The sequence below is a fragment of the Pantoea sp. Ae19-2 genome, assembly GCF_059801205.1.
The window spans coordinates 3,695,083-3,719,199 of sequence record NZ_JBCHWE010000001.1 but is presented as its reverse complement, the minus strand read 5'-3'; the positions used below and the strand labels follow the sequence as shown (position 1 = coordinate 3,719,199).

Sequence of the window (24,117 nt, the reverse complement as noted above, 5' to 3'; positions counted from 1 at the left end):
ATGATGACGGTGTGTTCGAGTCTCTCAAAAGCTCACGACACGCAGCGTAAAACGCCTGTGGGTTGTGAGGTTAAGCGACTAAGCGTACACGGTGGATGCCCTGGCAGTCAGAGGCGATGAAGGGCGTGCTAATCTGCGATAAGCGCCGGTAAGGTGATATGAACCGCAACAACCGGCGATACCCGAATGGGGAAACCCAGTGTGACTCGTCACACTATCATGCAGTGAATACATAGCTGTATGAGGCGAACCGGGGGAACTGAAACATCTAAGTACCCCGAGGAAAAGAAATCAACCGAGATTCCCCCAGTAGCGGCGAGCGAACGGGGAGGAGCCCAGAACCATCATCAGCTTGTGCATCAGTGGAAGCGTCTGGAAAGTCGCAGGGTACAGGGTGATACTCCCGTACACAAAGGTGCACAGGCTGTGAGTTCGATGAGTAAGGCGGGACACGTGGTATCCTGTCTGAATATGGGGGGACCATCCTCCAAGGCTAAATACTCCTGACTGACCGATAGTGAACCAGTACCGTGAGGGAAAGGCGAAAAGAACCCCGGCGAGGGGAGTGAAACAGAACCTGAAACCGTGTACGTACAAGCAGTGGGAGCCTCTTTATGGGGTGACTGCGTACCTTTTGTATAATGGGTCAGCGACTTATATTCTGTAGCAAGGTTAACCGTATAGGGGAGCCGCAGGGAAACCGAGTCTTAACTGGGCGTTAAGTTGCAGGGTATAGACCCGAAACCCGGTGATCTAGCCATGGGCAGGTTGAAGGTTGGGTAACACTAACTGGAGGACCGAACCGACTAATGTTGAAAAATTAGCGGATGACCTGTGGCTGGGGGTGAAAGGCCAATCAAACCGGGAGATAGCTGGTTCTCCCCGAAAGCTATTTAGGTAGCGCCTCGTGAACTCATCTCCGGGGGTAGAGCACTGTTTCGGCTAGGGGGCCATCCCGGCTTACCAACCCGATGCAAACTGCGAATACCGGAGAATGTTATCACGGGAGACACACGGCGGGTGCTAACGTCCGTCGTGAAGAGGGAAACAACCCAGACCGCCAGCTAAGGTCCCAAAGTCATGGTTAAGTGGGAAACGATGTGGGAAGGCCCAGACAGCCAGGATGTTGGCTTAGAAGCAGCCATCATTTAAAGAAAGCGTAATAGCTCACTGGTCGAGTCGGCCTGCGCGGAAGATGTAACGGGGCTAAACCATGCACCGAAGCTGCGGCAGCGACACTATGTGTTGTTGGGTAGGGGAGCGTTCTGTAAGCCGTCGAAGGTGTGCTGTGAGGCATGCTGGAGGTATCAGAAGTGCGAATGCTGACATAAGTAACGATAAACAAGGTGAAAAACCTTGTCGCCGGAAGACCAAGGGTTCCTGTTCAACGTTAATCGGAGCAGGGTGAGTCGACCCCTAAGGCGAGGCCGAAAGGCGTAGTCGATGGGAAACAGGTTAATATTCCTGTACTTGGTGTTACTGCGAAGGGGGGACGGAGAAGGCTATATCAGCCGGGCGACGGTTGTCCCGGTTTAAGCGTGTAGGTGTGTGTTCCAGGCAAATCCGGTTCACTTTACACTGAGGCGTGACGACGAGGCACTACGGTGCTGAAGTGATAAATGCCCTGCTTCCAGGAAAAGCCTCTAAGCATCAGGTAACACAAAATCGTACCCCAAACCGACACAGGTGGTCAGGTAGAGAATACCAAGGCGCTTGAGAGAACTCGGGTGAAGGAACTAGGCAAAATGGTGCCGTAACTTCGGGAGAAGGCACGCTGGCGCGTAGGTGAAGGGACTTGCTCCCGGAGCTGAAGCCAGTCGAAGATACCAGCTGGCTGCAACTGTTTATTAAAAACACAGCACTGTGCAAACACGAAAGTGGACGTATACGGTGTGACGCCTGCCCGGTGCCGGAAGGTTAATTGATGGGGTTATCCGCAAGGAGAAGCTCTTGATCGAAGCCCCGGTAAACGGCGGCCGTAACTATAACGGTCCTAAGGTAGCGAAATTCCTTGTCGGGTAAGTTCCGACCTGCACGAATGGCGTAATGATGGCCAGGCTGTCTCCACCCGAGACTCAGTGAAATTGAAATCGCTGTGAAGATGCAGTGTACCCGCGGCAAGACGGAAAGACCCCGTGAACCTTTACTACAGCTTGACACTGAACACTGAGCCTTGATGTGTAGGATAGGTGGGAGGCTTTGAAGCGTGGACGCCAGTCTGCGTGGAGCCGGCCTTGAAATACCACCCTTTAATGTTTGGTGTTCTAACGTAGGCCCGTAATCCGGGCTGCGGACAGTGTCTGGTGGGTAGTTTGACTGGGGCGGTCTCCTCCCAAAGCGTAACGGAGGAGCACGAAGGTTGGCTAATCCTGGTCGGACATCAGGAGGTTAGTGCAATGGCATAAGCCAGCTTGACTGCGAGAGTGACGGCTCGAGCAGGTGCGAAAGCAGGTCATAGTGATCCGGTGGTTCTGAATGGAAGGGCCATCGCTCAACGGATAAAAGGTACTCCGGGGATAACAGGCTGATACCGCCCAAGAGTTCATATCGACGGCGGTGTTTGGCACCTCGATGTCGGCTCATCACATCCTGGGGCTGAAGTAGGTCCCAAGGGTACGGCTGTTCGCCGTTTAAAGTGGTACGCGAGCTGGGTTTAGAACGTCGTGAGACAGTTCGGTCCCTATCTGCCGTGGGCGCTGGAGAATTGAGGGGGGTTGCTCCTAGTACGAGAGGACCGGAGTGAACGCACCGCTGGTGTCCGGGTTGTCACGCCAGTGGCACTGCCCGGTAGCTAAGTGCGGAAAAGATAAGTGCTGAAAGCATCTAAGCACGAAACTTGCCCCGAGATGAGTTCTCCCTGAGCCTTTAAGGCTCCTGAAGGGACGTTGAAGACGACGACGTTGATAGGCCGGGTGTGTAAGCGCAGCGATGCGTTGAGCTTACCGGTACTAATGACCCGTGAGGCTTAACCTTACAACGCCAGAGGCGTTTTGGTAGAGAGACGACTTGAATTTTCAGCATTGTTTACCGGATAAAGAATTTAGTTCTGTTCTGCGGACGTGAGTCCGAAGGATTTTGCGCTGAGTGCAAGGCGGCAACCGAGACGGGGTGAAGGAGCATACTGAGGTATGTGACGGAGCGGCGCGAGGGAAGCCAACGCGGCAGCAGCGTGAAAGACGCAGGACGGAGCACAAAGAATTTGCCTGGCGGCTTTAGCGCGGTGGTCCCACCTGACCCCATGCCGAACTCAGAAGTGAAACGCCGTAGCGCCGATGGTAGTGTGGGGTCTCCCCATGCGAGAGTAGGGAACTGCCAGGCATCAAACAAGTAAAGAAGCCCTGAACTGACGTTCAGGGCTTTTTTACGTCTGCGATCTGGCAGATAACCCCTCATCATATTCCGTCTCATCATGACCCCGATACAACCGCGGGTCTGCAACGCCGCTCTTGCTGCTTTAATCCTCTCCCGCACTGCGTCATTCTGTGCATCATCTGAAACAAAACTGTGAAAATCGTTACCTGCCAGCCTTCCGCTATCCACCCAACCACTTTATTTCTGTCGCTATCAGGATTTTCAGGAGCCGCAAAATCGTTGAAAGCCTTTCATCGCATGCAAATTCCCCCGCATTACCGTTGTGATGCGGTAAACTACCGGCAGATTAACCCGTTAAGGCCGTATCATGTCCAGTTCGTACATCTCATTAAAAGCCGACAACACGCTGGGGCTTGATGTCAGCGCAAAAACACGTATTGTCGCCGAATCGCCGGAAGCCATACTTTCAGCCTGGCAAATGAGCCAGCATAGCCAGCAACCTTTTCTGATCCTCGGGGAGGGCAGCAACGTGCTCTTCCTTGAGGACTTTGCAGGCGTGGTGGTGATCAACCGCATTGCAGGGGTTGAAATCCTTGATGAGACTGAGCGCTGGAAACTGCACGTTGGCGCGGGCGAGAACTGGCACCAACTGGTAAAAACTACCCTGGAAAAAGGGATTTCGGGTCTGGAAAATCTGGCACTCATTCCTGGAATGGTAGGATCAGCACCCATACAGAATATCGGTGCCTATGGCGTTGAATTAAAAGATGTATGTGAATACGTCGATGTACTAAATCTGCATACCGGTCTCACACAGCGTTTGAGCCGTGACGATTGCCAGTTTGGTTATCGCGACAGTATTTTCAAACATCAGTACCAGTCAGGCTACACGATTATCGCTGTCGGATTTTCATTGAAAAAACACTGGCAGCCCGTCCTGACCTACGGTGATTTAAAAACGCTAAACCCTGCCACGGCAAATGCCTGGGATGTTTTTCATGCGGTCTGTCATATGCGACAGAGTAAATTACCGGATCCGAAAATAACCGGTAACGTGGGCAGTTTTTTTAAAAATCCCGTGATAACTGGCCAGCAGGCGGCTGTGCTGTTGAGTGAGTACCCAGCGATGCCACATTATCCTCAGCCTACAGGTGATAGTAAACTGGCTGCAGGCTGGCTCATCGATCAATGCCAGCTTAAAGGCAGCCGAATTGGCGGTGCGGCAGTGCATCAGCAGCAGGCATTAGTGTTAATCAATGCTGAAAATGCCACACCTGACGACATTGTCGCGCTGGCAAAAAAGGTACGTTCCCGGGTAGGTGAAAAATTTAATGTCTGGCTGGAGCCAGAAGTTCGTTTCATTCAGGCTCAGGGTGAATGTAACGCTGTAGAGGTCATCTCATGAAGGATCATAGCGTACCGCTTAAATTAATTGATATCCTGGCCGATGGTGAATTTCACTCGGGTGAGCAACTCGGTGAAACGCTTGGTATGAGCCGTGCGGCGATTAATAAACATATTCAAACGTTAAAAAGCTGGGGCCTTGAGGTGTATACCGTCACAGGTAAAGGCTACAGTTTTCCAGCCCCACTTCAGTTGCTCAATGAACAAGAGATTTTGGGGCAACTGTCTCAGGCTGATATAGCCGTAATACCGGTTATTGATTCAACTAATCAGTATTTACTCGAACGTATGCATTCTCTGCCTTCAGGATCCGTCTGCCTCGCTGAATATCAGCAGGCAGGACGTGGCCGACGCGGACGTCACTGGTTTTCACCCTTTGGTGCCAACCTCTATATGTCTATGTACTGGCGCCTGGAACAGGGCCCGGCAGCGGCAATGGGGCTGAGCCTGGTGATTGGTATCATTATGGCGGAAACGCTGCGGTCATTAGGTGCGCAGGACGTACGGGTAAAATGGCCTAACGACATTTATCTTCATGACCGGAAGTTAGCGGGGATCCTGGTTGAATTAACCGGTAAAACCGGCGATGCAGCACAAATCGTGATGGGCGCCGGAATTAATCTGGCGATGAGAACTGCCGAAGCGGCGCAGATTAATCAGGGCTGGATTAACTTACAGGAAGCCGGCGTGACAATTAATCGCAATGAACTGGCAGCAACACTGATTAATCGCCTGCGTGAAGCACTACCCGTATTTGAGCAGGAGGGATTAACGCCCTTTGTGACGCGCTGGGCCGAACTGGACAACTTCATCAATCGCCCGGTTAAATTACTGATTGGTGAACGTGAAGTGCACGGTATTGCTCGTGGCATTGATAATCAGGGTGGTTTGCAGCTGGAACAAGACGGAAAAATTCAATCGTGGGTAGGGGGAGAAATATCTCTTCGACCGGTTTGAAAAATAAAATAAAGCCTGCTTTTGGCAGGCTTAATCGCCACCTGTTATTTTCTGAGACGCAGTTTTTCCACCGCGTGGTTACCGCTTTTCGTCATAATTAAGCTGGCTCTTTCACGTGTAGGGAGAATATTTTCTTTCAGATTCAACCAGTTAATCTCCCGCCACAATGAGCCAGCAATATTAACGGCTTCGTCTTCAGGTAGCTGAGCATAGTGATGAAAATAAGAGTTGGGATCGGTAAAAGCGCCCTCGCGAAATTTAAGGAAACGATTCACATACCAGCGCTGCAAAAGATCTTCTTCAGCATCCACATAGATTGAAAAATCCACAAAGTCGGAAACAAAAACATGGTGTGGATCGTGAGGATAATCCATGCCGCTCTGCAGCACATTTAACCCTTCCAGAATCAGAATATCAGGTTGCTGGACAACCTTATCGCCATCCGGAATAACATCATAAATTAAATGGGAGTAGACGGGAGCGGTAACCTGGCTGGCGCCCGACTTAAGGTCGGAAACAAATTTCACCAGCCGATGCATATCATAGGACTGAGGAAAGCCTTTTTTCTTCATTAAGCCGCGCTCTTTCAGCACGGCATTGGGATGAAGAAAACCATCTGTCGTAATTAACTCAACCTTACGGTGTCCGGGCCAGCGGCTCAGAAGCGCCTGCAAAACACGAGCAGTGGTGCTTTTGCCCACCGCAACGCTGCCTGCAATGCTGATGATATAAGGAATTTTTTGCCCATTCGTTCCCAGAAACTGCTCCAGCACGGCCTGACGGCGGACATTTGAACTTATATAGAAATTAAGCAGACGTGATAGAGGCAGGTAGATTTCTGCCACTTCCTCAATGGAAAGATCTTCATTGATCCCTTTCAATTGCGCGATCTCATCCTCTGACAGCGTCATTGGAACCGAGTCGCGTAATGCCGCCCACTGTTCACGAGTGAACTGTAAATAAGGCGTCGTAAGTGATGTCGTTTTATCCATAAGTATACATTTGACTGCAGATTCAAACCGATCTGTACATTTTCGCCGATGACGAGTCGGGCCGTGTAGAGAAATGAATTGCCGGTCACAGGGCTATTAACGAGAACAATGGGCTGGAGGGTATCACCAGTATAGCTTTTAAAAGAAGTAAAAAATAAACGGCGGCTTGCTTTCGCAAGCCTCTCCGCAGATTTGATAAATCGTCGGTACAGAGACTTGAAATCTTTAATCGTTATGCTTTTTATTGCCATTCAGACATCAGGCAATTTTGTGCAAAGGCGTTTGTGGCTTTCGCACCGCTGTCATCGTGACGCATGATTCAGGCCGGGTGCATGGCATCAGATATGCCCGGATATACCCTTTTGATGCTGCACAGCTGGCGCTATAGCACGACGTCCGTGCCTGCTGTTCGAAAGACAGCCGCGCTGTGTCGTACAGGCGCATGCAGATTGTCAGCGCTTGCTCTCCATTGCGTGAACCCTGTCTGCCCTGGCGTCTTCGGTCTCGTGCTGCTGTATTAAGGACAGCCATAGCTTATCTGTCAGCGACGCTGGTGCATCAGACATTCTTATAGAGGCTGTCAGCGACGTTCTTTATCGCATCTGAGTTTCATGCTCACCCGACCTGCTATGCGGTGGACAGCATGACAGGCTGTCTGTGAGTCACACAGCCGCTCTACGAACGCTTATGCAGATTATCAGCCCTTATTCTCCTCAGGCACCGAACCGCCCCACAGGTGGTCTGTCAGCCGTGACGTTTTTATCTGCCTTTCGCCTGATACTGATACTTATCTTCATGCCGGGCAGTGTCGCCTGAAAACTTTTAGGGGATAACACTCAAGGCTGCGGCCTTAGGTAGGGTCCTGTCGCGATAAAAGTACGCATGAGGTGATTGAAAACTGAGCAGTTAATGCATTTTTCTGGCAGAGGCCTAAGAAAACCTGAGGGATGAAGACAACAAAGTGGGCGAGACAGGGGGAGGGAGCAACATTATCGGAAAGAGAGCGAAGAGAAATTTTAACCAATAATTGGATGTTATTTCTGCATATCAGGGGTAAATTGCGATGCTTTGCACAAATAGTAAGCGATAGAACAAAAACAGTGATTTTTTTGTTGCATCCTTCTGCCGACCTTCCTAGAATGCGCGTCACTTGATGCCGGCTTAGCTCAGTTGGTAGAGCAACTGACTTGTAATCAGTAGGTCACCAGTTCGATTCCGGTAGCCGGCACCATCAAGTAGGTGGGATTCCCGAGCGGCCAAAGGGAGCAGACTGTAAATCTGCCGTCACAGACTTCGAAGGTTCGAATCCTTCTCCCACCACCATTTCAACCCCCGGGTTGAGAAACAGATAAACAACCTGTTTATCTGGCAGGTGAGTCGCTTCTTCTCACCCTGAATTCAGATTGGGTGTAAGCTCAGTCAAAGTCAGTCAGCTTCGCTGACGGGCGAAGGATAACAGAGGACATCTTCTGTTATTCACAAGCTACAGAAAGAACAGGTAGCCGAGTTCCAGGATGCGGGCATCGTATAATGGCTATTACCTCAGCCTTCCAAGCTGATGATGCGGGTTCGATTCCCGCTGCCCGCTCCAGATGTGCTGATATGGCTCAGTTGGTAGAGCGCACCCTTGGTAAGGGTGAGGTCCCCAGTTCGACTCTGGGTATCAGCACCACTTCCTTTATCTCCCTCCTGATTTTTCTCTGTAACTCCTTGCAGTCAGGCAATGCCTGGTTAATGTGACGATATCTTTGATATATCCGTGTCTTAGAGGGACAAGCGATGGCTAAAGAGCAATTTCAACGTAACAAACTGCACGTAAACGTGGGAACCATCGGTCACGTTGACCACGGTAAAACCACCCTGACTGCAGCGATCACCACCGTTCTGGCTAAAACCAACGGCGGCCAGGCACGTGCGTTCGATCAGATCGACAGCACCCCGGAAGAAAAAGCACGTGGTATCACCATCAACACGGCACACGTTGAGTATGAAACCCCGTCTCGCCACTATGCGCACGTTGACTGCCCAGGCCACGCCGACTATGTGAAAAACATGATCACCGGTGCTGCGCAGATGGACGGCGCGATCCTGGTTGTTGCTGCGACTGACGGCCCAATGCCGCAGACCCGTGAGCACATCCTGCTGGGTCGTCAGGTAGGCGTTCCTTACATCATCGTGTTCCTGAACAAGTGTGACATGGTTGATGACGAAGAGCTGCTGGAACTGGTTGAGATGGAAGTTCGTGACCTGCTGTCACAGTACGACTTCCCGGGCGACGATACACCAATCGTTCGCGGTTCAGCCCTGAAAGCGCTGGAAGGTAACCCAGAGTGGGAAGAGAAGATCGTTGAGCTGGCTGGTCACCTGGATAACTACATCCCGGATCCAGTACGTGCAATCGATATGCCATTCCTGCTGCCAATCGAAGACGTATTCTCAATCTCTGGCCGTGGTACTGTTGTAACCGGTCGTGTAGAGCGCGGTATCGTTAAAGTCGGCGACGAAGTTGAAATCGTTGGTATCAAAGATACCGCGAAATCAACCTGTACCGGTGTTGAAATGTTCCGCAAACTGCTGGACCAGGGTCAGGCAGGCGAAAACTGTGGTGTTCTGCTGCGCGGTATCAAGCGTGAAGACATCCAGCGTGGTCAGGTTCTGGCGAAGCCAGGCTCAATCAAGCCACACACCAAGTTCGAGTCAGAAGTTTACGTTCTGTCTAAAGACGAAGGTGGCCGCCATACTCCGTTCTTCAAGGGCTACCGTCCACAGTTCTACTTCCGTACCACAGACGTGACCGGTTCAGTAGAGCTGCCAGAAGGCGTTGAAATGGTTATGCCAGGCGACAACATCAAAATGGTTGTTACCCTGATTCACCCAATCGCAATGGACGAAGGTCTGCGCTTCGCAATCCGCGAAGGTGGCCGTACCGTTGGCGCGGGTGTTGTTGCCAAAGTTATCGCTTAATTACCGATAATATTTGACGCAATGCACGTGGAAAGGGCATCATTTGATGCCCTTTTTGTACGCTGTTTCATAGAACCTGACTCATCAGTGATTTTGAACCATAATCATTGCTGAGACAGGCTCTGTTATGCGGCGCTGGATACCGAGTTACGCCCCAAAAGCTCATTCGGTTTGGATGCCTCGCAATGCGGGGCAGAATAGTTTCTGAATTATTGTGGCAGGTTGGTTTATGAGTGCGAATACCGAAGCTCAAGGGAGCGGGCGCGGCCTCGAAGCGCTGAAGTGGGTAGTGGTAGTCTTATTACTGCTTGCGGCGATCGTAGGTAACTACCTCTATCGCGATGTGACGCTGCCTTTGCGCGCGTTAGCTGTGGTTGTACTGATTGCGGCAGCAGGCGGCATTGCGCTTTTGACGACAAAAGGCAAAGCAACCGTGGCCTTTGCACGTGAAGCAAGAACCGAAATGCGTAAAGTTATCTGGCCAACCCGCCAGGAAACACTGCATACCACGTTAATCGTTGCCGCGGTTACTGCCGTGATGTCACTGATTTTGTGGGGGCTGGATGGTATTCTGGTCCGTCTGGTATCGTTTATCACTGGCCTGAGGTTCTGAGATGTCTGAAGCTCCAAAGAAACGCTGGTACGTCGTGCAGGCGTTTTCCGGTTTTGAAGGCCGCGTAGCACAGTCGCTGCGTGAGCACATCAAACTGCACAACATGGAAGAGCTGTTTGGCGACGTCATGGTTCCTACAGAAGAAGTTGTTGAGATCCGTGGTGGTCAACGCCGCAAGAGCGAGCGCAAATTCTTCCCCGGCTACGTTCTGGTACAGATGGTAATGAATGACGCCAGCTGGCACCTGGTGCGCAGCGTTCCGCGCGTTATGGGCTTTATTGGCGGTACCTCTGACCGTCCTGCGCCGATTAGCGACAAAGAAGTCGATGCGATTATGAATCGCCTGCAGCAGGTGGGCGACAAGCCGCGTCCGAAAACGCTGTTCGAGCCGGGCGAAATGGTACGTGTCAACGATGGTCCATTTGCCGACTTTAACGGTGTGGTTGAAGATGTGGACTACGAAAAGAGCCGCCTGACGGTTTCTGTTTCCATCTTTGGACGCGCAACGCCAGTAGAACTCGACTTCGGTCAGGTTGAGAAGGGCTAACCTTTTCCGACATACAATTTGGCTGTTGCAGCAGGCGCGAAATTTAACTATAATTTCGCGCCTTTTGTTTTTATGCGCTGGCAACAGCGTGTAAATCGTTACCACGGGGAGCCTTTTACAGGCGCTATAACCCAATTGAGGAATTATCATGGCTAAGAAAGTACAAGCCTACGTCAAGCTGCAGGTTGCAGCTGGTATGGCGAACCCAAGTCCACCGGTTGGTCCAGCTCTGGGTCAGCAGGGTGTTAACATCATGGAATTCTGTAAAGCGTTTAACGCCAAAACAGAATCACTGGAAAAAGGTCTGCCGACTCCAGTTGTTATCACCGTATACAGCGACCGTTCTTTTACCTTTATTACCAAAACGCCTCCGGCTGCCGTTCTGCTGAAAAAAGCAGCAGGCATCAAGTCTGGTTCTGGTAAGCCGAACAAAGATAAAGTCGGTAAAGTGACTCGTGCTCAGGTACGTGAAATCGCAGAAACTAAAGCTGCGGACATGACTGGTTCTGACGTTGAAGCGATGACTCGCTCAATCGAAGGTACTGCTCGTTCCATGGGCCTGGTTGTAGAGGACTAAGAAATGGCTAAGCTGACCAAGCGCATGAGCGTAATTCGCGACAAAGTTGACGCGACCAAGCAGTACGATATTGCTGAAGCAATCGCTTTACTGAAAGAACTGGCTACTGCCAAGTTCGTCGAAAGCGTTGACGTTGCTGTTAACCTCGGCATCGATGCACGTAAATCTGATCAGAACGTCCGCGGCGCGACCGTTCTGCCACACGGTACTGGTCGTTCAGTACGTGTAGCTGTCTTCACCCAGGGCGCAAACGCTGAAGCTGCTAAAGCAGCTGGCGCTGAGCTGGTAGGTATGGAAGACCTGGCCGATCAGATCAAGAAAGGCGAAATGAACTTTGACGTTGTTATTGCTTCTCCGGATGCAATGCGCGTTGTTGGCCAGTTAGGCCAGGTTCTGGGTCCACGTGGCCTGATGCCAAACCCGAAAGTCGGTACTGTAACGCCTAACGTTGCTGAAGCGGTTAAGAACGCTAAAGCAGGTCAGGTTCGTTATCGTAACGACAAAAACGGCATCATCCACACTACCATCGGTAAAGTGGACTTCGATGCTGACAAACTGAAAGAAAACCTGGAATCTTTGCTGGTTGCGCTGAAAAAAGCAAAACCTGCACAGGCGAAAGGCGTGTACATCAAGAAAGTTAGCATCTCTACCACCATGGGCGCCGGCGTTGCCGTTGACCAGGCGGGTCTGACTGCCGTAGCAAACTAATTGCTACTTGAAACGGGCGAAAAATTCACCTAGAATCTTACGCCCGTTGTTCTGCATTAATGCAGACGTCGATGTGGGTTATTCAGAACGTGGTAAGACGGTGGCCGAGTCAGCGACCTGAAGCACAGTGAACTGTGTGGCGGGTGGGGGCAAAGACAGCCAGCGCAATGCGGTTTGAGTGACAACACACGACCCAAATTTTAGGTTGGAGCCAGGCCTTATCCTGGCCTCCGTCCAAGACCGCAGGAGCGGAACATCCTCGGATGTAATGCTTAATCCCCTGCGTAGACGGTGACAGAACCAAAAGATTTTTTCTTATCTGGATTCTGCTCACCGTGTATTAGCGCTTATTTCCCTTCGGGTGAGTAAGTGAAGTGAGTTCCGGGGAAATCCTTCCCCGGTCAAATCCAGGAGCTAAAGCTAATGGCATTAAATCTTCAAGACAAACAAGCGATTGTTGCTGAAGTCAGCGAAGTAGCCAAAGGTGCGCTTTCAGCGGTTGTTGCGGATTCTCGTGGCGTTACCGTTGATAAAATGACCGAACTGCGTAAAGCAGGTCGTGAAGCTGGCGTTTACATGCGTGTTGTTCGTAACACCCTGCTGCGCCGCGTCGTTGAAGGTACTCAGTTCGAGTGCCTGAAAGACACGTTTGTTGGTCCGACCCTGATTGCATATTCTATGGAACACCCGGGCGCTGCTGCTCGTCTGTTCAAAGATTTCGCGAAAGCGAATGCAAAATTCGAGGTCAAAGCTGCAGCCTTTGAAGGTGAGCTGATCACGGCGGCCAATATTGACCGTCTGGCAACTCTGCCGACCTACGAAGAAGCACTGGCACGTCTGATGTCGACCATGAAAGAAGCCGCTGCCGGCAAACTGGTTCGCACTCTGGCTGCTGTTCGCGATGCAAAAGAAGCGGCTTAAGGCCTCTCTTTTCTTCGCTCTTGCTAACGTATAAACTTTTTCTGATTCTTAGGAACAATTGTTATGTCTATTACTAAAGACCAAATTCTGGAAGCCGTTGCTGCTATGTCCGTAATGGAAGTAGTTGAGCTGGTTTCTGCTATGGAAGAAAAATTCGGCGTTTCTGCTGCTGCTGCTGTAGCTGTTGCTGCTGGCCCAGCTGAAGCTGTTGAAGAGAAAACTGAATTCGACGTCGTTCTGAAAGCTGTTGGCGCGAACAAAGTTGCAGTAATCAAAGCCGTACGTACCGCAACTGGTCTGGGCCTGAAAGAAGCCAAAGATCTGGTTGAAGCAACTGGCGTGATCAAAGAAGGCATCAGCAAAGATGACGCAGCTGCACTTGAAGCTGCTCTGAAAGAAGCTGGCGCTGAAGTTGAAGTTAAGTAAGACAACCCTCGGGTTGCAGTCTGAGTAGTTTCAGACTGATGGCTGGTGACTTTTTGGTCACCAGCCTTTTTGCGCTCCAGGGCCTCAATGGGGTTTCGCACTGTTTGTCCATTGTTGCTCATCAATATCTTTCTCTATCGACGACTTAATATACTGCTTTCCCGTGCGGGTTCCCTGCCCACGCTGAAGCAATGAAATGATTTAAGCGTGATAGAAAGAGGTATTGCACGTACTGCAGAGCAGTAGGTGAATCAAACAAAATCGTGTTGCATGAACTGTCCTGTCAGGACGGACAGCGTGGGTCGACTTGTCAGCTAGCTGAGGAACCCTATGGTTTACTCCTATACCGAGAAAAAACGTATTCGTAAGGATTTTGGTAAACGTCCGCAAGTTTTGGACATACCTTATCTCCTTTCCATCCAGCTTGATTCGTTTCAGAAGTTTATCGAGCAAGATCCAGAAGGTCAGTACGGACTGGAAGCTGCATTCCGCTCTGTATTCCCTATTGCGAGCTACAGCGGCAACTCTGAGTTGCAGTATGTCAGCTATCGCTTAGGTGAACCTGTCTTTGACGTGAAAGAGTGTCAGATCCGTGGCGTGACCTACTCGGCACCGCTGCGCGTGAAACTGCGTCTGGTGATCTATGAGCGCGAAGCGCCAGAAGGCACAGTAAAAGACATTAAAGAACAAGAAGTCTACATGGGTGAAATTCCACTCATGACTGACAACGGTACCTTTGTTATCAACGGTACTGAACGTGTTATCGTTTCTCAGCTGCATCGTAGTCCTGGCGTGTTCTTTGACAGCGATAAGGGTAAAACCCACTCCTCGGGTAAAGTGCTGTATAACGCACGTATCATCCCTTACCGTGGTTCATGGCTCGACTTCGAGTTTGACCCGAAAGACAACCTTTTCGTCCGTATTGACCGTCGTCGTAAGCTGCCGGCCAGTATCATTCTGCGCGCACTGCATTACACCACTGCTCAAATTCTCGACGTGTTCTTCGAGAAAGTGGTGTACGAAATTCGTGACAACAAGCTGCAGATGGAACTGGTGCCAGAGCGCCTGCGCGGTGAAACCGCGACCTTCGATATCGAATCGAATGGCACGGTCTACGTTGAGAAAGGGCGTCGCATCACTGCGCGTCATATTCGTCAGCTGGAAAAAGACGGTATCCAACACATCGAAGTCCCTGTGGAATACATCGCGGGCAAAGTGGTCTCTAAAGACTACATCGATGAGAATACCGGTGAGCTGATCGTTGCGGCCAACATGGAACTGTCGCTGGATCTGCTGGCGAAGCTGAGCCAGTCGGGTCACAAGCGCATTGAAACGCTGTTCACCAACGATTTGGATCACGGCCCATACATCTCCGAGACGCTGCGCGTTGACCCAACCAACGATCGCCTGAGCGCGCTGGTTGAGATCTACCGCATGATGCGTCCTGGTGAGCCGCCAACGCGTGAAGCTGCAGAGAACCTGTTTGAGAACCTGTTCTTCTCTGAAGATCGTTACGATCTTTCTGCAGTCGGCCGCATGAAGTTCAACCGTTCATTGCTGCGTGATGAGATCGAAGGTTCAGGTATCCTGAGCAAAGAAGACATCATCGAAGTGATGAAAAAACTGATCGACATCCGTAACGGTAAAGGCGAAGTGGACGATATCGACCACCTCGGTAACCGTCGTATTCGTTCAGTCGGTGAAATGGCTGAAAACCAGTTCCGCGTCGGTCTGGTCCGTGTTGAGCGTGCAGTGAAAGAGCGTCTTTCTCTGGGCGATCTCGATACGCTGATGCCACAGGACATGATCAACGCCAAGCCAATTTCGGCGGCGGTGAAAGAGTTCTTTGGTTCCAGCCAGCTGTCTCAGTTTATGGATCAGAACAACCCCTTGTCAGAGATTACGCACAAGCGTCGTATCTCTGCTCTCGGCCCGGGCGGTTTAACCCGTGAGCGTGCCGGCTTCGAAGTGCGTGACGTACACCCAACGCACTACGGTCGTGTCTGCCCAATCGAAACCCCTGAAGGTCCGAACATCGGTCTGATCAACTCCTTGTCTGTTTACGCGCAGACGAACGAGTACGGTTTCCTGGAAACCCCTTATCGTCGCGTTATTGACGGTGTGGTTTCCGATGAAATTCATTACCTTTCTGCAATCGAAGAAGGTAACTACGTTATCGCGCAGGCGAACACCAATCTGTCAGAAGAAGGTGCGTTCGTTGATGACCTGGTCACCTGCCGTAGCAAAGGCGAATCAAGTCTGTTCAGCCGCGATCAGGTTGACTACATGGACGTTTCCACCCAGCAGGTGGTTTCTGTCGGTGCGTCACTGATTCCGTTCCTGGAACACGATGATGCTAACCGCGCCCTGATGGGTGCGAACATGCAACGTCAGGCCGTTCCTACTCTGCGTGCTGATAAGCCGCTGGTAGGTACCGGTATGGAGCGCGCTGTAGCCGTTGACTCCGGTGTTACCGCTGTTGCGAAACGTGGTGGTACCGTTCAGTACGTTGATGCATCACGTATCGTTATTAAAGTTAACGAAGACGAGATGTACCCGGGCGAAGCGGGTATCGACATCTACAACCTGACCAAATACACCCGTTCTAACCAGAACACCTGTATCAATCAGATGCCGTGTGTCTCTCTGGGTGAGCCCGTTGAACGTGGTGATGTGCTGGCTGACGGCCCGTCTACCGATCTCGGTGAGCTGGCGCTGGGTCAGAACATGCGCGTCGCGTTCATGCCGTGGAACGGTTACAACTTCGAAGACTCCATTTTAGTCTCCGAGCGCGTAGTGCAGGAAGATCGCTTCACCACCATCCACATTCAGGAACTGGCCTGTGTGTCTCGTGACACCAAGCTGGGGCCAGAAGAGATCACGGCTGACATCCCGAACGTGGGCGAAGCTGCACTCTCTAAACTGGATGAGTCCGGTATCGTTTATATCGGTGCTGAAGTGACCGGCGGTGACATTCTGGTTGGTAAGGTGACGCCAAAAGGCGAAACCCAGCTGACGCCAGAAGAGAAGCTGCTGCGTGCGATCTTCGGTGAGAAAGCGTCTGACGTTAAAGACTCTTCTCTGCGTGTACCGAACGGTGTTTCCGGTACCGTTATCGACGTTCAGGTCTTCACCCGCGATGGCGTGGAAAAAGACAAACGTGCGCTGGAAATCGAAGAAATGCAGCTGAAGCAGGCCAAGAAAGACCTGTCTGAAGAGCTGCAGATCCTGGAAGCGGGCCTGTTTAGCCGTATCCAGTCTGTCCTGATTTCCGGTGGCGTTGAAGCAGACAAACTGGACAAGCTGCCGCGTGAGCGTTGGCTGGAGCTGGGTCTGACTGACGAAGCCAAGCAAAACCAGCTGGAGCAGCTGGCAGAGCAGTACGACGAACTGAAGCACGAGTTTGAGAAAAAACTCGAAGGTAAGCGTCGTAAAATCACCCAAGGCGATGATCTGGCACCTGGCGTGCTGAAAATCGTTAAGGTTTATCTGGCTGTTAAACGCCAGATTCAGCCTGGTGATAAAATGGCAGGTCGTCACGGTAACAAAGGTGTTATCTCTAAGATCAACCCAATCGAAGACATGCCTTACGATGAGAACGGTACGCCGGTCGATATCGTACTGAACCCGCTGGGCGTACCTTCGCGTATGAACATCGGTCAGATCCTTGAGACTCACCTGGGGATGGCAGCGAAAGGTATCGGCGAGAAGATCAACGCGATGCTGAAGAAGCAGGAAGAAGTCGCCAAGCTGCGCGAATTCATCCAGCGTGCTTACGATCTGGGCACCGATGTGCGTCAGAAAGTTGACCTGAACACCTTTACTGATGACGAAGTTCTGCGCCTGGCTGAGAACCTGAAAAAAGGTATGCCAATTGCCACGCCGGTGTTTGATGGTGCGAAAGAGAGCGAAATCAAAGAGCTGTTAGAGCTCGGCGGTCTGCCTTCTTCCGGTCAGATTACCCTGTTTGATGGCCGTACTGGTGAGCAGTTCGAACGTCAGGTAACCGTAGGCTATATGTACATGCTGAAACTCAACCACCTGGTTGATGACAAGATGCACGCACGTTCTACCGGTTCCTATAGCCTCGTTACTCAGCAGCCGCTGGGTGGTAAGGCACAGTTCGGTGGTCAGCGCTTCGGTGAGATGGAAGTATGGGCGCTGGAAGCTTACGGTGCTGCGTATACCCTTCAGGAAATGCTTACCGTTAAGTCTGATGACGTCAACGGCCGTACCAAGATGTATAAGAACATCGTGGATGGCAACCATCAGATGGAACCCGGCATGCCAGAATCGTTCAACGTACTGTTGAAAGAGATTCGCTCGCTGGGTATCAACATCGAGCTGGAAGACGAGTAACCCTCAGTAACAGGCCTGGCCTGGAAGCGCAGGGTTAACGCGCTCGCATTTGTACTGGTTATGGGGCGTTCAATTTCGGTTGGACGCCCCTGAGTCTCACTCCGACGGGAGCAAATCCGTGAAAGACTTACTTAAGTTTCTGAAAGCGCAAACTAAAACCGAAGAGTTTGATGCGATCAAAATTGCGCTGGCGTCGCCAGACATGATCCGTTCCTGGTCTTTCGGTGAAGTGAAAAAGCCGGAAACCATTAACTATCGTACCTTCAAGCCAGAGCGCGATGGTCTGTTCTGTGCCCGTATTTTTGGGCCGGTAAAAGATTACGAATGCCTGTGTGGTAAGTACAAGCGCCTGAAACACCGTGGTGTGATCTGCGAGAAGTGCGGCGTTGAAGTGACCCAGACTAAAGTGCGTCGTGAGCGCATGGGCCACATCGAGCTGGCTTCGCCAACCGCACACATCTGGTTCCTGAAGTCACTGCCTTCGCGTATCGGCCTGCTGCTGGATATGCCGCTGCGTGACATCGAACGCGTGCTGTATTTTGAATCTTATGTCGTTATCGAAGGTGGCATGACCAACCTCGAGAAACGTCAGATTCTGACTGAAGAGCAGTACCTGGATGCGCTGGAAGAATTCGGTGACGAATTCGACGCGAAAATGGGTGCAGAAGCGATTCAGGCACTGCTGAAAAACATGGATCTGGAGCAAGAGTGCGAACAGCTGCGCGAAGAGCTGAACGAAACTAACTCCGAGACCAAACGTAAAAAGCTGACCAAGCGTATTAAGCTGCTGGAAGCGTTCGTTCAGTCTGGTAACAAGCCAGAGTGGATGATCCTGACCGTTCTGCCGGTTCTGCCGCCAGATCTGCGTCCGCTGGTACCGCTGGATGGTGGTCGTTTCGCTACGTCGGATCTGAACGATCTGTACCGCCGCGTGATCAACCGTAACAACCGTCTGAAACGCCTGCTGGATCTGGCTGCGCCAGATATCATCGTGCGTAACGAAAAACGTATGCTGCAGGAAGCGGTTGATGCCCTGCTGGATAACGGTCGTCGCGGTCGTGCGATCACCGGTTCTAACAAGCGTCCTCTGAAATCTTTGGCCGATATGATCAAAGGTAAGCAGGGTCGTTTCCGTCAGAACCTGCTCGGTAAGCGTGTTGACTACTCTGGCCGTTCTGTTATCACCGTAGGTCCATACCTGCGTCTGCATCAGTGCGGTCTGCCGAAGAAAATGGCACTGGAGCTGTTCAAACCGTTCATCTACGGCAAGCTGGAACTGCGTGGCCTGGCCACCACCATCAAAGCCGCTAAGAAAATGGTTGAGCGTGAAGAAGCTGTCGTGTGGGATATCCTGGACGAAGTGATCCGCGAACACCCGGTACTGCTGAACCGTGCACCAACCCTGCACCGTTTGGGTATCCAGGCATTTGAGCCCGTCCTGATCGAAGGTAAAGCTATCCAGCTGCACCCGCTGGTTTGTGCGGCTTATAACGCCGACTTCGATGGTGACCAGATGGCTGTTCACGTACCGCTGACGCTGGAAGCCCAGCTGGAAGCGCGTGCGCTGATGATGTCTACCAACAACATCCTGTCACCTGCGAACGGCGAGCCAATCATCGTTCCTTCACAGGACGTTGTACTGGGCCTGTATTACATGACCCGCGACTGTGTTAACGCCAAAGGCGAAGGCATGGTACTGACCGGTCCGAAAGAAGCTGAACGCGTTTACCGCGCCGGCCTCGCTTCGCTGCACGCTCGCGTTAAAGTGCGTATCACTGAGCACGAGAAAAACGAGCAGGATGAGTGGGTTTCTAAAACCAGCATCATCGACACGACGATTGGTCGCGCCATCCTGTGGATGATCGTGCCTAAAGGTCTGCCTTTCTCCATCGTCAACCAGGCGCTGGGCAAGAAAGCGATCTCCAAGATGCTGAACACCTGTTACCGCATCCTGGGACTGAAACCAACGGTTATCTTTGCTGACCAGACCATGTACACCGGCTTCGCCTATGCGGCACGTTCAGGTGCGTCTGTTGGTATCGACGACATGGTTATCCCAGAGAAGAAAGTGGAAATCATCACCGAAGCGGAAGCGGAAGTGGCTGAAATCCAGGAGCAGTTCCAGTCTGGTCTGGTGACGGCAGGCGAACGCTATAACAAAGTGATCGATATCTGGGCTGCGGCCAACGAACGCGTTGCTAAAGCGATGATGGAAAACCTCTCTACTGAAGTCGTGATTAACCGCGATGGTGAAGAAGAGCGCCAGGTTTCCTTCAACAGCATCTTTATGATGGCCGACTCCGGTGCGCGTGGTTCTGCTGCACAGATTCGTCAGCTGGCCGGTATGCGTGGTCTGATGGCTAAGCCAGATGGCTCAATCATTGAGACGCCAATTACGGCGAACTTCCGTGAAGGTCTGAACGTACTCCAGTACTTCATCTCGACGCACGGTGCACGTAAAGGTCTGGCGGATACCGCACTGAAAACAGCAAACTCCGGTTATCTGACGCGTCGTCTGGTTGACGTTGCACAGGATCTGGTTGTGACTGAAGACGACTGCGGCACGCACGAAGGCATCATGATGACGCCGGTCATCGAAGGTGGCGACGTGAAAGAACCGCTGCGTGAGCGTGTTCTGGGTCGTGTGACTGCGGAAGACGTGCTGAAGCCTGGTACGGCTGACATTCTGGTTCCACGTAACACTCTGCTCGATGAGCACTGGTGTGACGTGCTGGAACTGAACTCAGTAGACAGCGTGAAAGTGCGTTCTGTTGTTGGTTGTGAAACCGACTTTGGTGTGTGTGCGCATTGCTATGGTCGCGACCTGGCACGTGGTCACATCATCAACAAAGGTGAAGCGATCGGTGTTATCGCGGCACAGTCCATCGGTGAGCCGGGTACACAGCTGACGATGCGTACGTTCCACATCGGTGGTGCGGCATCACGTGCGGCTGCTGAATCCAGCATTCAGGTGAAGAACAAAGGTACCATCAAGCTGACCAATGCCAAGTCGGTAACTAACTCGGCAGGCAAGCTGGTGATCACCTCGCGTAACGTTGAACTGAAAATGATCGACGAATTTGGCCGTACTAAAGAGAGCTATAAAGTTCCTTATGGTGCGACCATGGCGAAAGGTGATGGTGAGCAGGTTGCTGCGGGCGAAACCGTTGCAAACTGGGATCCGCATACCATGCCGGTTATCACTGAAGTGGGCGGTTTCATTCGCTTCACGGATATGATCGACGGTCAGACCATTACTCGTCAGACTGACGACCTGACCGGTCTGTCATCGCTGGTGGTCCTGGATTCTGCTGAGCGTACTGCGGGTGGTAAAGACCTGCGTCCAGCCCTGAAAATCGTTGATGCTAGCGGCAATGATGTCCTGATCCCTGGTACCGATATGCCAGCTCAGTACTTCCTGCCAGGTAAAGCGATTGTACAGCTGGAAGATGGCGTGAAGATCAGCTCGGGTGATACCCTGGCGCGTGTTCCGCAGGAATCGGGCGGTACCAAGGATATTACCGGTGGTCTGCCACGCGTTGCTGACCTGTTCGAAGCACGTCGTCCGAAAGAGCCAGCAATCCTGGCGGAGATCAGCGGCATCATCTCCTTCGGTAAAGAGACCAAAGGTAAACGTCGTCTGGTTATTACTCCGCTGGATGGTAGCGATCCGTATGAAGAGATGATTCCGAAATGGCGTCAGCTGAACGTGTTCGAAGGTGAACGTGTTGAGCGCGGTGACGTGGTTTCCGATGGCCCAGAGTCACCACATGACATCCTGCGCTTGCGTGGCGTGCATGCGGTTACCCGTTACATCACTAACGAAGTGCAGGAAGTTTACCGTCTGCAAGGCGTTAAGATTAACGATAAGCACATCGAAGTCATCGTTCGTCAGATGCTGCGTAAAGCAACCATCATGAGCGCGGGAAGCACCGAGTTCCTGGAAGGTGAGCAGGCTGAATTCTCTCGCATCAAGATCTCTAACCGTGAACTTGAAGCGAACGGAAAAGTGGGCGCTACCTTCATGCGTGACCTGCTGGGTATTACCAAAGCGTCACTGGCAACCGAATCGTTCATCTCTGCTGCATCGTTCCAGGAAACCACGCGTGTCCTGACCGAAGCGGCAGTTGCAGGCAAGCGCGACGAACTGCGCGGTCTGAAAGAGAACGTTATCGTGGGACGTCTGATCCCTGCCGGTACCGGTTATGCGTACCATCAGGATCGTATGCGCCGCAAAGCGGCAGGCGAAGTGCCGGTTGCACCGCAGGTAACTGCGGATGAAGCCTCTGCAAGCCTGGCTGAATTGCTGAACGCTGGTCTGGGCGGTAACAACGACGAGTAATCGTCAAACGCCTGATAAAAAACCCTGCTCTGGCAGGGTTTTTTTTTATCTTTAAGCTATCAGTGAATATCGCGTCGATTTAACCCAATGTCTTTTAACTGACAATCGCTAAGCCTGGACAAAATAGCGCGGGTTTCCCGCTGGCATTGCCAGCGTCGGATGCTCCCCCAGACAATGCGCAAGAACCGAAACGGTCTTATGACAAATGGCTTAGCCGCGCGGTTTTCTTCATATCCCATGATCCTGCCCCTCGTTGTTTATCTGAGAAACATTTTCACGTAGACCGTCTGTTCAATACAGACTCACCATGAACAAATATTTAACATACAGATTGCGCGTTGACGCATCTGAATGGTAGAAATAGCGTTAATCTGTACCGCTTTGCGGGGCAATCAAACTTCATAAGGCATACAATGACGCGTTATCAACATTTAGCCATGCTGCTGGAAAAGCGCATTGCGCAGGGTTTGTATCGGAACGGCGAACGGTTGCCCTCGGTGCGCAGCCTGAGTGCTGAACACGGTGTCAGTATTAGCACCGTGCAACAGGCCTATTATTTGCTGGAGCAGAAACAGTTGATCATCCCGCAGTCCCGTTCGGGCTATTATGTTGCGCCGCATAAAGCGATGCCGCCCATTCCGGCACTGACCCGACCGGTACAGCGCCCGGTGGAAATCACGCAGTGGGATGCGGTCTTTGATCTGCTTAACAGCCGGCTGGAAGATGACATATTGCAGTTGGGCAGCGGCATGCCGGATCTCACACAGTCTACCCTGAAGCCGCTCTGGAAAGCGTTTAGTCGGCAGGCACAGAAGCAGGAAAGCACTCTGCTGAATTACGATAATCTGTATGGGGTGACCTGCCTGCGAGAGCAGATCGCCCGGCTGATGATTGACAGTGGCTGTCAGCTCAGCCATGAAGATATTGTCATTACGACGGGTTGCCATGAAGCCCTGTCTGTTTCCGTTCGCGCTGTCTGCCAGCCGGGCGATATCATCGCCGTGGAATCACCATCGTTTCACGGCATCATGCAAACGCTGCGCGGTTTTGGCATTCGCGCCATTGAGATCCCCACTGATGCGGTAACGGGCATCAGTCTTGAGGCGCTGGAGCTGGCCTTTGATCAGTGGCCGATTAAGGCCGTCGTGGTGGTGCCCAACTGTAATAACCCACTTGGTTTCATCATGCCAGAGAAGCGCAAGCGCGCCCTGCTGGCCTTGGCGCAACGTTTTGACGCCGCGATTATTGAAGACGATGTCTATGGCGAGTTGGCCTGGGAGTATCCACGGCCTTCATCCATTAAATCGATGGATGAAGACGGGCGCGTATTGTTATGCAGTTCATTTTCAAAAACGCTGGCGCCGGGTCTGCGCGTAGGCTGGGTGGCGCCGGGGCGCTACCGCGATCGGGTTCTGCATATGAAATACATCGGGACCGGGTCTACTGCGACTCAGCCTCAGCACGCAGTTGCAGAGTTTATTCATCAGGGGCATTACCAGACCCATCTGCGGCGGATGCGTCAGGTTTACCAACACAACTACGAAACCTTTATTTGCTGGGTTCGGCACTATTTCCCCTGTGGAATCTGCGTCACGCGGCCTCAGGGGGGATTTCTGATGTGGATTGAACTGCCAGAAGCCTTTGACGCCGTGCAACTTAACAATACGCTGCGGGAGTCCGGGATACAGATTGCTGTAGGTTCGCTGTTTTCCGCCTCGGGCAAATATCGCAACTGCCTGCGCCTGAACTATGCCTTGCCTGCCAGCGATAAAGTTGAACGGGCACTGGCGATAACGGGCAGCGCCGTTGAGCAGGCGATAGCGGCATGTGTCCACGATCGGCCAAGGGCACATACCTCTGTACCTGTGGTTGAGGAGCAGGGCCAGAAAGAGGAGGGAACTGGCCCTGGTCCGGCCATTCCGGCCGGACACCTGTGACTTTACTGAGCATAAAAAAACCGCGCCAGCCGTAATACTCATTGCCGTGCGCGGCTTT

At 52.0% G+C, this 24,117-nt stretch carries 14 protein-coding genes, 4 tRNA genes and 2 rRNA genes; 18 read left to right on the top strand and 2 right to left on the bottom strand.

What is annotated here, in order from left to right:
* Window positions 1-68: 68 nt before the first annotated feature.
* From AAIE03_RS17065 to birA, 4 genes are all read left to right on the top strand, one after another.
* Window positions 69-2,973: ribosomal RNA gene (locus AAIE03_RS17065) — 23S ribosomal RNA — on the top strand.
* A 229-nt stretch (window positions 2,974-3,202) separates the two neighbouring features.
* Window positions 3,203-3,318, top strand: a 5S ribosomal RNA gene (rrf, locus tag AAIE03_RS17060).
* 361 nt (window positions 3,319-3,679) lie between these two features.
* On the top strand, window positions 3,680-4,717 hold the full coding sequence (gene murB, locus AAIE03_RS17055; protein WP_015701288.1) for a UDP-N-acetylmuramate dehydrogenase: 1,038 nt from the start codon (window positions 3,680-3,682) through the stop codon (window positions 4,715-4,717).
* Window positions 4,714-5,673 (top strand): bifunctional biotin--[acetyl-CoA-carboxylase] ligase/biotin operon repressor BirA, encoded by a 960-nt coding sequence (birA, locus tag AAIE03_RS17050; RefSeq protein ID WP_015701287.1) that lies wholly within the window; start codon window positions 4,714-4,716, stop codon window positions 5,671-5,673. Before murB ends, birA begins: the two co-directional genes overlap by 4 nt.
* Before the next feature lie 44 nt (window positions 5,674-5,717).
* On the opposite strand, the gene coaA is transcribed toward birA, so the two are convergent.
* Window positions 5,718-6,665, bottom strand: a complete 948-nt coding sequence (gene coaA / locus AAIE03_RS17045) for a type I pantothenate kinase (RefSeq protein ID WP_498563095.1) — start codon at window positions 6,663-6,665, stop codon at window positions 5,718-5,720.
* A 1,155-nt stretch (window positions 6,666-7,820) separates the two neighbouring features.
* Here coaA and AAIE03_RS17040 point away from each other — a divergent pair.
* The 13 genes from AAIE03_RS17040 to rpoC all read left to right on the top strand — a co-directional run bounded on the left by AAIE03_RS17040 (window position 7,821) and on the right by rpoC (window position 22,122).
* Window positions 7,821-7,896, top strand: a tRNA-Thr gene (locus AAIE03_RS17040).
* A 7-nt stretch (window positions 7,897-7,903) separates the two neighbouring features.
* A tRNA-Tyr gene (locus tag AAIE03_RS17035) sits at window positions 7,904-7,988 on the top strand.
* A gap of 193 nt (window positions 7,989-8,181) precedes the next feature.
* Window positions 8,182-8,256 (top strand) — tRNA-Gly (locus AAIE03_RS17030).
* A 5-nt stretch (window positions 8,257-8,261) separates the two neighbouring features.
* Window positions 8,262-8,337: transfer RNA gene (locus AAIE03_RS17025), tRNA-Thr, on the top strand.
* Window positions 8,338-8,444: 107 nt separating this feature from the next.
* Complete coding sequence (gene tuf, locus AAIE03_RS17020) at window positions 8,445-9,629, top strand: elongation factor Tu (protein WP_013027471.1); 1,185 nt, start codon at window positions 8,445-8,447, stop codon at window positions 9,627-9,629.
* Between the two features lie 229 nt (window positions 9,630-9,858).
* Complete coding sequence (gene secE / locus AAIE03_RS17015; RefSeq protein WP_014606967.1) at window positions 9,859-10,242, top strand: preprotein translocase subunit SecE; 384 nt, start codon at window positions 9,859-9,861, stop codon at window positions 10,240-10,242.
* 1 nt (window position 10,243) lies between these two features.
* Window positions 10,244-10,789, top strand: a complete 546-nt coding sequence (nusG, locus tag AAIE03_RS17010; RefSeq protein WP_003848088.1) for a transcription termination/antitermination protein NusG — start codon at window positions 10,244-10,246, stop codon at window positions 10,787-10,789.
* Between the two features lie 148 nt (window positions 10,790-10,937).
* Window positions 10,938-11,366, top strand: a complete 429-nt coding sequence (gene rplK, locus AAIE03_RS17005; RefSeq protein ID WP_006121495.1) for a 50S ribosomal protein L11 — start codon at window positions 10,938-10,940, stop codon at window positions 11,364-11,366.
* A gap of 3 nt (window positions 11,367-11,369) precedes the next feature.
* On the top strand, window positions 11,370-12,074 hold the full coding sequence (gene rplA, locus AAIE03_RS17000) for a 50S ribosomal protein L1 (RefSeq protein ID WP_013024115.1): 705 nt from the start codon (window positions 11,370-11,372) through the stop codon (window positions 12,072-12,074).
* 423 nt (window positions 12,075-12,497) lie between these two features.
* Entirely contained in the window at window positions 12,498-12,995 is a 498-nt protein-coding gene (rplJ, locus tag AAIE03_RS16995; protein ID WP_003848098.1) for a 50S ribosomal protein L10, read from the top strand.
* Between the two features lie 63 nt (window positions 12,996-13,058).
* On the top strand, window positions 13,059-13,421 hold the full coding sequence (rplL, locus tag AAIE03_RS16990) for a 50S ribosomal protein L7/L12 (protein WP_009092660.1): 363 nt from the start codon (window positions 13,059-13,061) through the stop codon (window positions 13,419-13,421).
* Between the two features lie 330 nt (window positions 13,422-13,751).
* Window positions 13,752-17,780 (top strand): DNA-directed RNA polymerase subunit beta, encoded by a 4,029-nt coding sequence (gene rpoB / locus AAIE03_RS16985; protein ID WP_013024116.1) that lies wholly within the window; start codon window positions 13,752-13,754, stop codon window positions 17,778-17,780.
* A gap of 118 nt (window positions 17,781-17,898) precedes the next feature.
* Window positions 17,899-22,122, top strand: a complete 4,224-nt coding sequence (gene rpoC, locus AAIE03_RS16980; RefSeq protein WP_014606966.1) for a DNA-directed RNA polymerase subunit beta' — start codon at window positions 17,899-17,901, stop codon at window positions 22,120-22,122.
* A gap of 59 nt (window positions 22,123-22,181) precedes the next feature.
* Here the strand turns inward: rpoC and AAIE03_RS16975 are convergent, their stop codons facing one another.
* Window positions 22,182-22,361 carry a DUF1127 domain-containing protein gene (locus tag AAIE03_RS16975; protein WP_071822338.1) on the bottom strand — a complete coding sequence of 60 codons (180 nt, stop codon included), beginning with the start codon at window positions 22,359-22,361 and terminating at the stop codon, window positions 22,182-22,184.
* 174 nt (window positions 22,362-22,535) lie between these two features.
* Here AAIE03_RS16975 and AAIE03_RS16970 point away from each other — a divergent pair, with 174 nt between their 5' ends.
* Window positions 22,536-24,059, top strand: coding sequence for an aminotransferase-like domain-containing protein (locus AAIE03_RS16970; protein WP_015701284.1), 1,524 nt, complete (start codon window positions 22,536-22,538; stop codon window positions 24,057-24,059).
* Window positions 24,060-24,117: the final 58 nt, after the last annotated feature.